We start from the raw sequence: 14809 nt of genomic DNA, 5'->3' as shown, positions 1-14809 counted from the left end.
GAAATCCAGCAGGGATCCATTTCATCGCATGAATGCCATTACCTCGAGCCGGCTCCGTGCGGCGCCGACCACGCCACTGCGCGAATACTACTCGCGGGTGCTGGCCTATATCGCCATCGCTGCCAGCATCGCCGCGGGCACCTACACCCAGCATTTCGGCTACGACATACTGTGGATGGTGCCCTATGCCCTGCTCTACCCCCACCTGGTCCATCACCTGAGCCAGCGCTTCAAGCGCGATTACCCGCAAGCAACCGCACAGATCCTGCTGTTCGTCGACGCCCTGCACAGCGGCGCGGCCCTGGCCCTGCTCGGCTTCTCGGTGGTTCCCAGCCTCATGGCCCTACTGATCCTGGGGTTCAGCTCGCTTGTCATCGGCGGCCTGCGCTACCTGGGCCTGGCGGCGCTGATCGCCTTCAGCGGCGGCCTGCTCAGCAGCATGCTCATCGACCTGCAGCTGAAGCTCGACACACCGCCGCTGGTCGCCCTGGTTAGCATCGTCTGCAGCGGCCTGTACATCTTCATCACCGCCTACTTCGTCAACCAGCAGGGTATCCGCCTGACCCAGGTACAAAGCGACATCAAGCGCGAGCAGGAAAAGGCCGCGCGGCTGGCGCGCAACCTGGCCAAGTACCTGTCGCCGCAGGTATGGGAATCGATCTTCAGCGGCAAGAAGACCGTGCGTCTGGAGACCCAGCGCAAGAAGCTCACGGTGTTCTTCTCCGACATCAAGGGCTTCACCGAGCTGTCCGAGGAACTGGAAGCCGAGGCCCTGACCGACCTGCTCAACAGCTACCTCAACGAGATGTCGAAGATCTGCCTGAAATACGGCGGCACCATCGACAAGTTCATCGGCGACAGCGTCATGGTGTTCTTTGGCGACCCCTCCAGCAAGGGCGCCAAGAAGGACGCCATGGCCGCGGTCGCGATGGCCATCGCCATGCGCAAGCACATGAAGGTGCTGCGCCAGCAGTGGCGCGCCCAGGGCATCACCAAGCCCCTGGAGATCCGCATGGGCCTGAACACCGGCTACTGCACGGTCGGCAACTTCGGCGCCGACACGCGCATGGATTACACCATCATCGGCCGCGACGTGAACCTGGCCAGCCGCCTGGAGAGCGCCGCCGAATCCGGGGAGATCCTCATCTCCCACGAGACCTACTCGCTGGTCAAGGACCTGATCATGTGCCGCGACAAGGGCCAGATCAGCGTCAAGGGCTTCTCCCGCCCGGTGCAAATCTACCAGGTAGTGGACTTCCGTCGCGACCTGGGCGCCAGCTCCAGCTACGTCGAGCACGAACTGCCGGGCTTCTCCATGTACCTGGACACCAATGGTATCCAGAACTTCGACAAGGAACGGGTGATCCAGGCGCTGCAGCAGGCCGCGGAGAAACTGCGCGACAAGGTGATCATGTAGCAGGAAGCCGCCCTCGGGCGGCTTCTTCTTTGGTGGAGGCGATGACAGCCTGATCGCCGCGCCCCAATCAGCTTGCGCAGGCGACACCCGGGCCTATGTCTACAGCTCCGCGACCGGCTCCAGCCCCGGGCAGGGCTCGCCGTCGAGCAGTGGCTGGCGGCTGAGGAACTCCAGCGCCGAATGGCCCCAGGATTGTCGCGCCGCCCGCTCTGCGCAGCACTCTCGATCCAGCTCCAGCGCGGCCAGGCAGGCCTCGCGCAGGTCATCGGCCATCACCCCGGTGACGCCCGCCTCCAGCACGTCCAGCGGACCGGGAACGGCAAACGCCGCCACCGGCGTGCCGCAGGCCAGGGCCTCGAGCATCACCAGGCCGTAGGTATCCGTGCGCGACGGGAATACCAGCACGCTGGCCTGGCGATAGGCATCGGCCAGGGCCTGGCCATGCCGGTAGCCGACAAACCTGACCCGCGGGTAGCGCGCCTGCAGGGCCTCGCGTTGCGGGCCATCGCCGACCACGCGGACTTCCCCGGGCAGGTCGAGCTCGAGCAAGGCTTCGAGGTTCTTCTCCGGGGCGATACGCCCGACATAGAGGAACACCGGCGCGGCCGGCGCTGGCCGCCCCTCGCCGGGGTGGAACAGAGCGGTATCGACGCCCTTGCGCCACAGGGCCAGGCGCTGCAGGCCCCGGCCGGCGAACTCCTCGCGCAGCCGCTCGGTGGTCACCAACACGTGCCGACTGGGTCGATGGAACGCGCGCAGGAAGGCGTAGCCCCAGCGCAAGGGCAGCCACGGCCAGCGGGTATGGATGTACTCGGGAAAGCGCGTATGGATGGCGCTGGAGAACGCCAGGCCACGCTTGCCCAGCCAGCGCCGCGCGGCCCAGCCAAGCGGCCCCTCGGTGGCCAGATGCACGCAGTCGGGCTGGAACGCGCGAATCGCCGGCCCCACTCGCCACAGATCCCAGACCAGCGGGATCTCCGGATAGGACGGGCAAGGCCAGGCGCGAAAGTCCTGCGGCGACAGCAGCTTGACCTGATGACCCAGGCCACGCAGCTCGCCGACCAGGGCCTGCAGGCTGGTGACCACGCCGTTGACCTGGGGCAGCCAGGCATCGCTGACGATCAGGATCCTCATGCCGCCGGCTCGATCGCGGCTTCCGCCACGCCGGGCAGCTGGGCCTGCAGGGCCTGGTCGTCGGCCAGCCGGTACAGCTCGATATGCCCGTCCAGGTGCTCGATCAGCGCGCTGCAGGATTCCACCCAGTCGCCGCAGTTCAGGTACTCGACCTCGCCCATCGGGCGAATCTCGGCGTGGTGAATATGCCCGCAGACCACACCATTGAAGCCGCGCTTGCTGCACTCATGGGCGATGGCCTCCTCGAAGTCGCTGATGAAGTTCACCGCGCTCTTGACCTTGTGCTTGAGGTAGGCCGAGAGCGACCAGTAGCCGTAGCCGTAGCGCCGCCGCCAGTGATTGAGCCAGCGATTGAGGGTCAGGGTGAACTCGTAGGCCGAGTCGCCGAGAAAGGCCAGCCAGCGATGATAGCGGGTGATCACGTCGAACTGGTCGCCATGGATCACCAGCAGCCGGCGACCATCGGCGGTGACGTGCTCGGCCTCGTCGACCAGCTGGATATTGCCTAGCACCAGGCTGGAGTAGCCGCGCAGGAACTCGTCGTGATTGCCGGTGACGTAGATCACCTCGGTGCCGCGCTTGCTCATGGTCAGCAGGCGGCGGATCACATTGGTATGCGCCTGCGGCCAGTAGATGCCGCCCTTGAGCCGCCAGCCATCGATGATGTCGCCGACCAGATAGACCTTGTCGGCCTGGTAGCGCTTGAGAAAGCTGGCCAGGTGCTCGGCCTGACAATCCCGGGTGCCCAGGTGCACATCGGAGATCCACAGGGTTCGGACACGTTGCTTGTGGCTGGGCTTGGCCAGTTGTGCGCTGCTCATGGGCGGCCTCCGGCAGGGTTTCGACGAGCTTGCGCGGCGGCGGTGAAGGGTTTGTGACACCCACATGGCGGTTCGATGACGCTGGCCTTTGCCCCGGCGGCAGGTAGACTGACCAGCTCGTTAGAGGACTTTGCCATGACATCGCTGCTCTCCTTGCGTCACTACAGCCATGAACTGCTCAGCCACAGTCACAGCCATGCGCAGATCGTCTTCGGCCTCAGTGGCCAGCTGGATTTCGAGGTCTGCGGTCGTGGCAGCCAGGTGAGCCAGCTGACCTTCGCCGTGGTCCCGGCCGACACCCAGCATGCCTGCGGCAGCCGCGACGGCAGCCGCTGCCTGGTCCTCGACGTACCCTCCGAGCAGTGGCTGCTGCAGCGCCTGGGCCGGCATGCCGATGCCGGCCGCAGCCTGCTCGACAATCCCGGCGCACTGCAGCTGGCGCCGGCACAGGGCCAGCTGGTCGGCTGGCTCGCCGCCAACCCGAGCAACGACCCGGTGATCGCCGAGCAGGGCGCCGCACTGCTGCTGGCCAGCCTGGTCAGCGAGAGCGGCCACCCGGGCGAAGCGCGGCGCCTGCCGCTGGCGGCCATCGATGCCTATATCGACCAGCACGCCGCCCACCCCCTGCAGGTCGCCGACCTGGCGCGCCTGGCGGGGCTCAGCGCCGCGCGCTTCCACGCGCGCTTTCTTGCCGAGACCGGGCAGACGCCGATGGAGCACGTGCGCAACCGACGCCTGCAGCTGGGCCTTGACCTGCTGCAGAACAGCCCGCTGGCCGTCGGCGAGATCGCCGCGCGGGTCGGCTATGGCTCGCAGAGCGCCTTCACCGCCGCCCTCTCACGGCGCTTCGGCTGCACCCCGCGCGCCTTGCGCCAGCGCCGCGAGTAGCGCGACAAAATCCGCGAGTCCGGCGACAGACAATCGCCCCGCGGCGCCCCTAGACTGCTCGCGGTTATCGCAACGGAGGCAGCATGCAGCAGATCGAATGGGACGATTTCCAGCGGGTGGAATTGCGCGTGGGCACGGTCGTGTCGGCCGAACCCAACAGCAAGGCGCGCAAGCCGGCCTACATACTGACCATTGACCTCGGCGAGCTGGGTGTGAAGACCTCCAGCGCCCAGATCACCGAGCACTATGGCTGCGCCGAGTTGCTCGGGCGCCAGGTTTTGTGCGTGTGCAACTTCGCCGCCAAGCGCATCGCCGGGGTACGCTCGGAGGTTCTGGTAACGGGCGTCCACGACGCCGACGGCAAGGTGGTGCTGGCCGGCTTCGACCGTGCGCTACCCAACGGCTCGCGCCTGGCATGAGCGAACGCAAGGCCCTGCTGGCCATTCATCTGGGCGCCCTGATGTTCGGCCTGTCGGGCATCTTCGGCAAGCTGGCGGCCAGCGACGCCCTGGCCATCGCCACCGGCCGCGCACTGTTCGCGGTGCTGGCGCTGGCCCTGTTCGCCCAGCTGTTCGGCCAGAAAGGCGGCGCGCGCAGCGGCGTGCGGCAACTGCTCCCGCTGGCACTCGGCGGCCTGCTGCTGGGCAGTCACTGGATGAGCTTCTTCGAGGCGGTAAATGTCTCCGGGGTGGCCATCGCCACCCTCGGCTTCGCCAGTTTTCCGGCCTTCACCGTATTGCTGGAGGGCCTGCTGTTTCGCGAGCGCACGCGCCCCAGCGAGTTCGCCATGGTCGCCATGGTCAGCCTGGGCCTGGTGCTGGTGACGCCGGAGTTCGACCTGCATAGCCAGGCCACCGCCGGCCTGTTGTGGGCGATATTTTCCGGCCTGCTGTTTGCCCTGCTGTCGCTGCTCAACCGCGCCAGCACGGCAGGGGTCGACCCGGTCAGGGCGGCGCTCTGCCAGAACCTCACGGTGCTGCTGTGCTTCATGCCCGCCGCCTGGCCGCTGCTGGCCGCGACCAGCCTGTCCAGCTGGCTGTGGCTGGCCCTGCTGGGGATATTCTGCACCGGCCTGGCGCACAGCCTGTTCGTCTCCAGCCTGCGCGTGCTCAAGGCACGCAGCGCCGCGCTGATCTTCGCCCTGGAGCCGGTCTACGGCATCGCCTTCGCCTGGTGGCTGTTCAGCGAGGTACCGACCCTGCGCATGTTCCTGGGCGGCTGCCTGATCATCCTGACGATCTTCGTCTCCGCCCGCCTGGCGCGCTGATCAGGCCTGGCCTACCCGGTCGCTGTGGCCCAGGTCGCGCCCCGGATCGATCTGGTCGCGTACCCGCTGCTTGAGCACCTTGGCCTCGGGGAAGCCGCCATCGGCCTTGCGCTCCCAGATCTGCACGCCGTCGCAGGTGATACGAAACGCCCCGCCACGCCCGGGCTCCAGGCTGACCCTGGCCAGATCGTCGGCAAAGGTCGATAGCAACTCCTGGGCCAACCAGGCGGCACGCAGCAGCCACTGGCACTGCGTGCAATAGGTAATGATCACTTCGGCTTTGCGCGGGGCCATGGCGAACTCCGGAATATTGGGCCGTGATGATAACGCCCTCGGCTCGCGGCGCCTGCCCGACCGGCACGCGCCGCCGCGGCCTAGGCGATCCTGGCCAGCAGCTTGCGCGCCTGCTGCTTCTGCTGGTCATCGCCGTCATTGATGACCTCGTTGAGCATGTCGCAGGCGCTGCCCAGATTGCCTTGCTCGATGTAGGCCAGGGCCTGGTTGAGCTTGATGAGATTGGCCTGGCTGCCGGCCAACTGATCGAGGTCATCCAGAAAGGTCGCCTCATCGCCCACCAGGGCATGCTCGCCCGTTTCCTGCCCTTCCTGCAGCCAGCCATCGGCCGTGGTTTCCTCCACCAGCATCGACTTGGCGAAGGGGTTGCGCGGATCGCGATCGCCATCCAGCTCGGCCGCATCGGGCTGGCCGAGCGGCGGCGCATCGGCGAACGAGTCCGGCGCGCTGTCGGCCTTGTTGCTGCCACCGGGGGTAAAGGGGCTGACCAGGTCCCAGTCCGCATCCAACGACAGGTCGTCGAGATTGAGCTGGAAGTCGTCCTCGACCATGGCTTCGGCGCCAGCCAGGGGCGCCGTCTCGTCCAGCTCCAGCACGGCATTCTCCAGCGGGTCGCTGTTGAGCGCAGACAGTTCCGGGTGGCGCGCCTTGAGCTGGTCGATCCGCGCCGCGGTAAAGCCGGCGGCGCGCAGAATCGCCTCTTCGCGGGCGAACGCCTGGGCATCGCCCTGCTGCGCCAGCACCTCCAGCAGCCGGAAACGGATATCGCTACGCTGCGGATTGGCCTGCAGTGCCTTGCGCAGGGCGGCGGCGGCCTCGCCAAGACGGCCGAAGGCGATGTAGATATTGGCGCCTTCCAGGGCATCGCCGGGTACCACCACCGGCGCCGCTGGCGCCTTCGCCGCCGGCGTGGCCACCACAGGTGCGGCCACAGGCGCTGGCGCAACCGGGGCCGATGGCTGCGGGGTGCCAGCCTCGCTTGCAGCGACCTCGGGCAGCTGCGGCTCGTGCCGAGCCGGCTGCTCGGCCTGACGTCGTCCGCGCCAGACCAGCCCGAGAATGGCGGCCAGCAACGCCGCCAATGCCGCCACTCCCGCAGCTCGCCAGCCTCCAGTGGCGCCGCTCGCCGGTTCCGTCGCTGGCGCCGCCTCCAGCACCGGCACTGGCGCTTCGGACGCCTGGGATGCCTGGGGCAGCGTCTCGCGCGCGGCCAACTGGGCCTGCAACTCGGCCAGCTGGCGATCCTTGTCGCTCATCTGCGCCTGCAGCTGCTGCAGTTGCGCCTGCAGCTCGGCCAGCCCCTGCTGCAGCTGGGTATTCTCCGCTGCCTGCTCGGCCAGCTCCTGATCCACCCGCTGCTGCGCCTGGGCAAGCATTTCGACCTGCGAATCGATCGGCTCGGGCGCCGGCGCAGCAGGCGCGGCGGCCACCAGCTGCGGCTCGACCGGCGGCGCGGCGGCGACACCGGCGGAGTCCGGCAGCAGCAGATCCGCGCCGAGACGTAGCTGGCTGCTGTCGCCATTGCTGAAGGCCTGGGGATTGAGGGCCAGGATATCGCCCATCAGCGCATGCTGGGACGCCTCGCTGCCGGCGGCGCGCAGACGCGCGGCAATCTTCCACAGGCTGTCACCGGCAACCACCCGATAACGCTGCCCGTGCGTAGCGGCGGGCTGGACCGCTGGCGTGGCGAGGGTCGAGGTGCGCACCGGCGCGGCGGGCGCGGCAGGAACCGTCGCCAGCGCCCGATAGGCGGAGGACCCCGGCGGATCGAGCAGAACGGTGTACTCACGCAGCAACTGGCCGTTGGGGCGCGCCACCTCGACGATGAAATTCAGGTAGGGCTCACGCACCGGCTGGTTCGACACCACGCGAATCACGCTGGTGCTGCCGCGCAACAGGGGGGTGAAGCGCAGGTCGTTGAGAAATACCAGGCGATCGACGCCGGCACGGCTGAACACCTCTGCCGGGGCCAGGCGCACCGACAGGTCGCTGGCACTGAGGTCGGCGACCTGCAGCAACTCGATTTCAGCTTCCAGCGGCTGATTCAGCGCCGAATGCAGGGTGATCTCACCCAACCCCAGGGCAGGCACGACGCCCGAATAAAAAGCCGAACTGGAGGCGAGGCCCAGCAGCCACTGTTGAACCCGAGTCATATCGACGCTCCCGGTTACCCTGCTGCCGTTCATAGCATCACCCACACCGAGGCGTGTGCATCCCGCCGGTGACGAGAGAAAGGCGCAGCAAATTTATTGCGTCGGGAATTACGTTCCTTGTCGCTCCCGGCTAGTCAGTCAGTATGGCCGTGAATCGCAGACTTGCGCACCCGCGCGCGCCGGCCGCATCAAAGCAGTTGGCCATCATACGCAAAAGCCCAGGGCATTAGTCAATAAACTGACAAGCTGACGGACGAGCAGTCAGCTCTTGACCGCACGGACTCGCCAGGCGGCCAGAACCGTCAGGGCAAAGACCGCGGCCAGCAACCAGAAGCTCTGCTGGAAGGCCTGCGCCTCGGCGAGAAGATTGCCGCCCTCCGCCTCGTGCCGCCACTCGAGGAAAAACGTTAAAATATTGACGCCAAAAGCCCCGCCAAGCTGACGCACGAAGGTGATACTGCCGGCGCCCTGGGCCAGCTCTTCCGGCCCGAGCACGTCCAGTGACCCGGTACTCAGGGCCGGCAGCAGCAGACCGAGACCGATCCGGCCGATCGAGGCCCAGAAACACAACACGGCAAAGGAGGCGCCCTGCCCGAGCCAGCCCAGGCCGCCGGCCGACACGGCGAACACCAGCAGACCACTGACCAGCAGCATGGCCGCCGACAGCCGATCGCTCAGCCAGCCGCCGGCAAAGGAGGCAATCCCCATCAGCAGGCCGGTGGGCAGCAACAACAGGCCGGCGCGCCCGGCGCTGTAGCCCTCGATGGTTTGCAGGTAGAGCGGGATCAGGTAGGTCGAGCCATACAGGCCGACGCCCAGGGTCAACGCCACCCAGCCGGCATTGCGAAAGCCGGTGTGGCGCCACAGCCGCAGAGGCAGCAGCGGATGCGCGCTGTGGGCGCTGCGCCAGAGGAAACCGGCGACCGCCAGCACGCCCAGCAACGCAGTCGCCCACACCCTTGGCGCCTGCCAGGCGAAACGCTGCGCCTCGGCCAAGGCACCGAGCAGGCCGAACAGCCCCAGACACAGCAGCGCGAAGGCCCAGACATCCAGAAACGGCGTGGTTTTCTCGCGCCGGCTGGGCAACAGCCACTGCCCGCCGAACAAGGCCAGCAGGCACATCGGCAGCGGCAGCCAGAACACCGCCACCCAACCGAAGTGGTCGACCAGATAGCCGCCGATGGTCGGCCCCAGCGTCGGCGCCACCATCACCCCCAGGCCGTAGAGACCCAGGGCCATGCCGCGCCCGCCGCCGCTGAAGATGCGAAACAGCAGCACCACGGCCAGCGGCTGGATGATCCCGGCGCACAGGCCCTGGACCACGCGCAGGGCGATCAGTTGCCAGGCGGCCTGGGCCACCAAGGCCAGCAGGGAGCTGAGGATGAACAGCAGCAAGCCGAACTGGGCGGTGCGGCGCGCGCCCAAGCGCGCATGGGCCCAGGCGGCCAGCAACAGGCCCGCGGTCATTGCGGCGAGAAAGCCGGTAGACAGCCACTGGGCCAGCGGCCGGCCAATGGCGAAATCCGCCATGATCGCCGGCAGCGCCACGTTGATACTGGTCGAGGCCAGCACCATGGCCATGCTGCCAATCATCAATACCGCCAGCAGCCACTGCGGGTAGCGCGCGCCGAAGCGCGCCTGCAGGGCGGGCAGGTCCTGCCCCATCAGCGCTTTTCCAGGTTACTCAGAATCCGCTTGTGCACCTGCTGGCAGCGGCGCAGGTCGTCCTCGTCGATGCCGGCGAACACCTCCAGGCGCAGTTGGGTGGAGATGGCCTCGATCTTCTCGATCAATGGCTGGGCCTGGGGGCTGAGGGCGATCTTCTTCGCCCGGCGGTCCTCCGGCACGGCCTGACGGCTGACCAGCCCCTGCGACTCCAGACCATCGAGCAGACGGGCCAGAGTCGGCCCCTCGACGCCGACGCTTTGCGCCAGCTCGCGCTGGGTAGGTAGCTCATCGAAGCGCGACAGGTGCAGCAGCACCAGCCAGCGCGCCTGGGACAGACCCAGGCCGACCAGGCGGCGGTCCATTTCAGCGCGCCAGGCACGGGATAGCTGAGCGACTTGCATGGCGAAGCGGTGTTGATCGGATTGCGACATGGATAACGGCTCTTATAATCGTCAAAAACTAATAATTAGCCAGCTAACCAGAACAACTCGACGGAGGCAAGCCCCACGCACACTCGCCTCACCACTTCACGTACTGATCCTCGACAAAACCCCAGAGGTTGTCGATCACCACTTGGTCCCGCCCGGCCGGGCGCAGGACGCCGCAGAAGCGGCCGAACACCTGCTTGAAGTCGCTGGCGAGAATACCCAGGTTACTGCGCTGGCGGTGCAACCCCCGCGCCTCGAAACGCAGCGCCACCTGGCCATCATGGGAGTCGATGGCCCAGGGTTGCAGCGGCTGCTCGCGGTCGAAGGCGAAGCGCACGGTGTCGACCTTGATCAGTTCGCCGTCCAGCCAGTAGCAGTTCTCGGTGAAGCTGGTCTCGTTGACGCCACAGGACAGGTTCAGGCCGACCCGCCGGCCAGCCGCCTGGCCGGACAGGCAGGCCCAGTTCCAGTGGGTTTGCGGGCGCATGTAGCCGGCCGTCCAGTCGTGATGGGCAAAGGCGTCGATGGCCGCCAGGTCGAAATCGCCCAGGCTGCTGCTGACCCGGCCACTGCAGCGCACACCGGCCACTTTCTGGGCATAGGTCCAACCATTCACCGCAGTGGGGGTGTTCAGGCACATCGGCTGGAAACCGGGCTCGCTCTCGGAGAAGCGTGCATCGATGCGCAGGCCGTCATCCAGCTCGACCAGCAGGCGCTTTTCCCGCGAGGCGCCGAGGTTCTCCAAACGCAACAGGTTGCGGCCGCTGCGCAGCTGGCAGATGCCGTCGTCCGGCCGCTGGGAGAAACGCGTGCCCAGGCCCAGGGGCAGCTTGAACTGGCGCTCGAGCATGCGCCCGCTGGGCGGATGGAACAGGTAGACGAAACCGACCCCGGCCAGGCTCAAGTCGGCCAGGGCGCAGCCGCCGATCAGCTGGTCGCTGATCAGGCCGAAGTACTGGAACTGGTGAAAACGCCGCCATTTGGCCAGGCTTCCCAGGCGCCGGCCCATGGGTGAGCGGAAGTCGAAGTCGCGGTGATTGATCAGCCCGGGGGCCTCGGCAAAGATGCCGAAATGGGGTTGGCCGTTGGCTTGAATCAGTCGATCCATCAGATAGAAACTCCCAGGCAAAGGCCGTCGATGCTAGCACCGGCGTAGCGGTCCGGGCATTCACCGGCGACGCCATCTGTTGGGGCAAAATCGGTCAGACTGCAGCGCCGGCAGCGATGGGCGAAGGCAGCGGCTAGGTCGCGACCCGGTTGCGACCGAAGGCCTTGGCCTCGTACAGCGCCCGATCGGCGCGCTCGTACAACTGGGTCAACTCGCCACCCTCGACTGGCGACAGGTAGGCGACGCCGATGGACATGGTCAACACCGAAGCGGTGGCGGAACCGGGGTGCTCGATCATCTGCTGCTCCAGGCCGATACGCAGCGCCTCGGCCCGCCCCAGCGCCTCGGCCGCGGGGATGTCGTACAGCAACACGGCAAACTCCTCGCCGCCCAGGCGCACGGCCATGTCCAGCGGGCGCCGCGCAGCGTCCTGTAGCAGCGCCCCCACGCGCTGCAGCGCCCCCACGCGCTGCAGCGCGTGGTCGCCGGCCTGGTGGCCGTGGCAATCGTTGTAGGCCTTGAAGTGGTCGATATCACACAGCAGCAGGGCCAGGGACTGATGCGCACGCCGCGCCTGGCCCAGCAGGCGGGCGAAATGACGGTTGAAACTGCGCCGATTGTGCAGCCCGGTCAGGCTGTCGTGTTCGGCCAGCACCTGCATCAGCCGGCTGATCAGAAAATGCTCGCGGGACTTGTATTCGAGCAGGTAGCAGCCGATGGCGCCGATCAGGTTGCCAAACGACAGAAACAGCAGGTTGTTGATCAGCCGCGCGGCCGGCAATCCCGCCCACAGCTCGGCACACAGGTACACCAGCAGCACCACCGCGGCGCAGAACAGGGCCTCGCCCAGGCGCAAACCGACCACAAAGTAGGCGGCCATGCTGACCAGCAGCAAGCCCTCATAGGGGTAATTCGGGTCGGCCTGGTGAGCGATCCCCACGACCAGGGCGGCGCCCACCCCAAGCGCCAGAATGCACAGCAGGCTCAAGGGCTGCAGCAGGTCCCGATGCTTGCGCTGCAGGATCAGCCCCGCGCAGACCAGCAACAGCACGAACACCGCCAGGCGCACCATGAGGATCCAGGCGAGAAAAGGCTGCTGCACCTGGATCCCGTCGAACACCGCAAAGGCCAGCCACAACAGCATGGCGACGCTCAGGGCGATACGCTTGAGTTCGAAATAGTCGTCCGATTTAGAGCTGCGGTATTCCCGCTCGAGCGGCCGGACGAAGCGCAGCCAGCGAAACCCCAGGGCAAGCTGATCGGCATAGGGGCTGGGACGCACATCGTCCAACCAGGCGTGAGGAAGGGACACCTTGAACTCATCTGCTGGAGGCTTGCGCACACCTTAGCCGCAAGCCGGTAACGCCACAAGATTGTCGATTAACCGCGTCAGCAGTCTGACACTCCGATCGAACCTGCCGCGCCTGGCATCAGGCCTCGAACTCCGCCTGCAGTGCAGCACGCACGCAGTGCAGCACGCCCTCCTCGACCCGGCCGGCGAAGGATTGGCTGATCGCCGCCACGGGCGGCAGTTCGCCTTCGCCGTCGAGGAAGGCATCCTGGATCTCGCCCAGCAGCGCCTCGGGCAAATCCAGCGCCTGCTCGAGGGACAACTGCTGGCTGCCGATGGCCTCGGCCAGCAGCGCATAGACACTCTTCTCGCTGCAGTTGAGCTGGCCGGCGATCTGCTGCGGGGTCATGCCGGCGCGTGCCAGGCTGGTCAGCTCATGGCGCAGGTCGCTGACCACCTGCGGCGCCTCGGCCGTGCCAGCCAGCACCTCGAGAAAGGCCTCGCCGTAGCGCTCCAGCTTGCGCGCGCCGACGCCACTGACCGTCGCCATCTGCGCCAGCGTGGTCGGCTGGCTGCGCAGCATCTCCAGCAGGGTGGCATCGGGGAAGATCACATAAGGCGGCACCCCATGCTCCTCCGCGAGCTTGCGGCGCAGGGCGCGCAGGGCCTCCCACTGCTCGCGCTCATCGCCGCGAACCAGTTGGCTGGCCGCGCTGCTGGAGGCCTTGCTGCCTTGCGCCGGTTTCAGGTCGCGACGCAACTGCAGACTCACCTCGCCACGCAGCAGGGGTCGGCAACTGTCGGACAGGCGCAGCCCGCCAAAGCCTTCGAGGTCGACATCGGCCAGGCCGCGGGCCACCAGCTGACGGAACAGCGAGCGCCACTCACTCTCGCCGAGCGCCTTGCCGACGCCAAACACCGACAGGTGCTGATGGCCTAGGCTGCGCACCTTGTCGTTGTCGCGGCCGAGCAGCAGATCGACCAGGTGACCGACGCCATAGCGCTGGCCGCTGCGGTAGATCGCCGACAGGGCCTGGCGCGCCGGCTCGGTGGCATCCCAGGTCTGCACGCCGTCGATGCAGTTGTCGCAGTGGCCACAGGGCTGTGCCATCTCCTCGTCGAAATAGGCCAGCAGCACCTGGCGTCGGCAGCGGGTCTCCTCGCAGAGGGCGAGCATGGCATCGAGCTTGTGTTGCTCGACCCGCTTGTGCCGCTCGTCGCCCTCGGAGTTGTTGAGCATCTGCTTGAGAAAGATCACGTCCTGCAGGCCATAGGCCATCCAGGCATCCGCCGGCAGGCCATCGCGACCGGCCCGGCCGGTCTCCTGGTAATAGGCCTCCAGCGACTTGGGCAGGTCGAGGTGGGCGACGAAACGCACGTTGGGCTTGTCGATGCCCATGCCGAAGGCGATGGTCGCCACCATAATCAGCCCCTCCTCGTTGAGGAAGCGCTTCTGGTGATAGGCGCGGAGGTCATTGGCCAGCCCGGCGTGGTACGGCAGCGCCGGGAAGCCCTGTTCGCTGAGGAAGGCGGCGACTTCCTCGACCTTCTTGCGCGACAGGCAGTAGACGATGCCGGCATCGCCCTTGCGCGCCGCCAGGAAGTTCAGCAGCTGCTTGCGCGGCTGCTCCTTGGGAACGATGCGGTAGAAGATGTTCGGCCGGTCGAAACTCGACAGGAAGCGCTCGGCGTCCTGCAGGTGCAGGCGGGTGACGATTTCCTCGCGGGTGCGCCGGTCGGCGGTGGCGGTCAGGGCGATGCGCGGCACCTCGGGAAACAGCTCGGCGAGCTGGCCCAGCTGCAGGTATTCCGGGCGGAAGTCGTGGCCCCACTGCGACACGCAATGGGCCTCGTCGATGGCGAACAGGGCGATCTGCAAGCCTTGCAGGAACGCCAGCATGCGCGGCTGGACCAGGCGCTCGGGCGCCAGGTAGAGCATCTTGACCTCGCCGCGCCGGATGCGCTCGGCGATCTCGCGCTGTTCATCGGCGCCCAGGCTGGAGTTCAGGGCCACCGCCGCCACCCCCAGCTCGTCCAGGGTCGCGACCTGATCGTCCATCAAGGCGATCAGCGGCGAAACCACCACCGCCAGGCCCTCGCGCAACAGCGCGGGGACCTGAAAGCACAGCGACTTGCCGCCGCCGGTCGGCATCAGTACCAGGGCGTCGCCGCCGCCGGCCACCCGCTCGATGATCGCCCCCTGACGCCCCCGAAAGCTGTCGTAGCCGAACACGTCTTTGAGGATGCGCAGTGATGGGTCGAGCATGGGAGGCCTCCGAATCGAGCGGGGCATTATACGCAAGTGCTCGCCGGGCAGGCTTTCGATCCGCCGGCCTGTCG

General features: G+C 67.1%; 13 protein-coding genes. 4 read left to right on the top strand and 9 right to left on the bottom strand.

The annotated features are described in order from the left end of the window. Positions 1 to 28 precede the first annotated feature (28 nt). Positions 29 to 1417: an adenylate/guanylate cyclase domain-containing protein gene (locus AB5S05_RS08595; RefSeq protein WP_369287087.1), complete on the top strand. Its 1389-nt coding sequence runs from the start codon at positions 29 to 31 to the stop codon at positions 1415 to 1417. A gap of 99 nt (positions 1418 to 1516) precedes the next feature. On the opposite strand, the gene AB5S05_RS08590 is transcribed toward AB5S05_RS08595, so the two are convergent. Continuing rightward, positions 1517 to 2551, bottom strand: a complete 1035-nt coding sequence (locus tag AB5S05_RS08590; RefSeq protein WP_369287086.1) for a glycosyltransferase family 4 protein — start codon at positions 2549 to 2551, stop codon at positions 1517 to 1519. Beyond that, entirely contained in the window at positions 2548 to 3372 is an 825-nt protein-coding gene (locus tag AB5S05_RS08585; RefSeq protein ID WP_369287085.1) for a UDP-2,3-diacylglucosamine diphosphatase, read from the bottom strand. Before AB5S05_RS08585 ends, AB5S05_RS08590 begins: the two co-directional genes overlap by 4 nt. Before the next feature lie 135 nt (positions 3373 to 3507). On the opposite strand from AB5S05_RS08585, the gene AB5S05_RS08580 reads away from it, so the two are divergent. The 3 genes from AB5S05_RS08580 to AB5S05_RS08570 all read left to right on the top strand — a co-directional run bounded on the left by AB5S05_RS08580 (position 3508) and on the right by AB5S05_RS08570 (position 5527). Then, the gene (locus AB5S05_RS08580) at positions 3508 to 4260 is read left to right on the top strand and encodes an AraC family transcriptional regulator (protein WP_369287084.1); all 753 of its coding nucleotides are present in this window, start codon (positions 3508 to 3510) and stop codon (positions 4258 to 4260) included. An 83-nt stretch (positions 4261 to 4343) separates the two neighbouring features. Then, on the top strand, positions 4344 to 4679 hold the full coding sequence (locus tag AB5S05_RS08575) for a tRNA-binding protein (protein ID WP_369287083.1): 336 nt from the start codon (positions 4344 to 4346) through the stop codon (positions 4677 to 4679). Beyond that, on the top strand, positions 4676 to 5527 hold the full coding sequence (locus tag AB5S05_RS08570; protein ID WP_369287082.1) for a DMT family transporter: 852 nt from the start codon (positions 4676 to 4678) through the stop codon (positions 5525 to 5527). Before AB5S05_RS08575 ends, AB5S05_RS08570 begins: the two co-directional genes overlap by 4 nt. Here AB5S05_RS08570 and AB5S05_RS08565 read toward each other — a convergent pair whose 3' ends face one another. From AB5S05_RS08565 to recQ, 7 genes are all read right to left on the bottom strand, one after another. Further along, on the bottom strand, positions 5528 to 5821 hold the full coding sequence (locus tag AB5S05_RS08565; protein WP_369287081.1) for an Rdx family protein: 294 nt from the start codon (positions 5819 to 5821) through the stop codon (positions 5528 to 5530). Between the two features lie 80 nt (positions 5822 to 5901). Beyond that, positions 5902 to 7974, bottom strand: coding sequence for a FimV/HubP family polar landmark protein (locus AB5S05_RS08560; RefSeq protein ID WP_369287080.1), 2073 nt, complete (start codon positions 7972 to 7974; stop codon positions 5902 to 5904). A gap of 261 nt (positions 7975 to 8235) precedes the next feature. Beyond that, complete coding sequence (locus tag AB5S05_RS08555) at positions 8236 to 9639, bottom strand: DHA2 family efflux MFS transporter permease subunit (RefSeq protein ID WP_369287079.1); 1404 nt, start codon at positions 9637 to 9639, stop codon at positions 8236 to 8238. Next, on the bottom strand, positions 9639 to 10073 hold the full coding sequence (locus tag AB5S05_RS08550; protein ID WP_369287078.1) for a MarR family transcriptional regulator: 435 nt from the start codon (positions 10071 to 10073) through the stop codon (positions 9639 to 9641). The genes AB5S05_RS08555 and AB5S05_RS08550 overlap by 1 nt, the downstream gene beginning before the upstream one ends. Positions 10074 to 10161: 88 nt before the next feature. Further along, positions 10162 to 11178, bottom strand: a complete 1017-nt coding sequence (locus AB5S05_RS08545) for a DUF2804 domain-containing protein (RefSeq protein ID WP_369287077.1) — start codon at positions 11176 to 11178, stop codon at positions 10162 to 10164. A gap of 133 nt (positions 11179 to 11311) precedes the next feature. Then, positions 11312 to 12490: a GGDEF domain-containing protein gene (locus AB5S05_RS08540; protein WP_369287076.1), complete on the bottom strand. Its 1179-nt coding sequence runs from the start codon at positions 12488 to 12490 to the stop codon at positions 11312 to 11314. 118 nt (positions 12491 to 12608) lie between these two features. Next, positions 12609 to 14735, bottom strand: a complete 2127-nt coding sequence (gene recQ / locus AB5S05_RS08535) for a DNA helicase RecQ (RefSeq protein ID WP_369287075.1) — start codon at positions 14733 to 14735, stop codon at positions 12609 to 12611. Positions 14736 to 14809: the final 74 nt, after the last annotated feature.

The organism is Pseudomonas zhanjiangensis, from assembly GCF_041027545.1.
In the GTDB taxonomy this organism is placed as follows: domain Bacteria; phylum Pseudomonadota; class Gammaproteobacteria; order Pseudomonadales; family Pseudomonadaceae; genus Aquipseudomonas; species Aquipseudomonas zhanjiangensis.
This window is presented reverse-complemented; position numbering and strand designations above follow the sequence as displayed.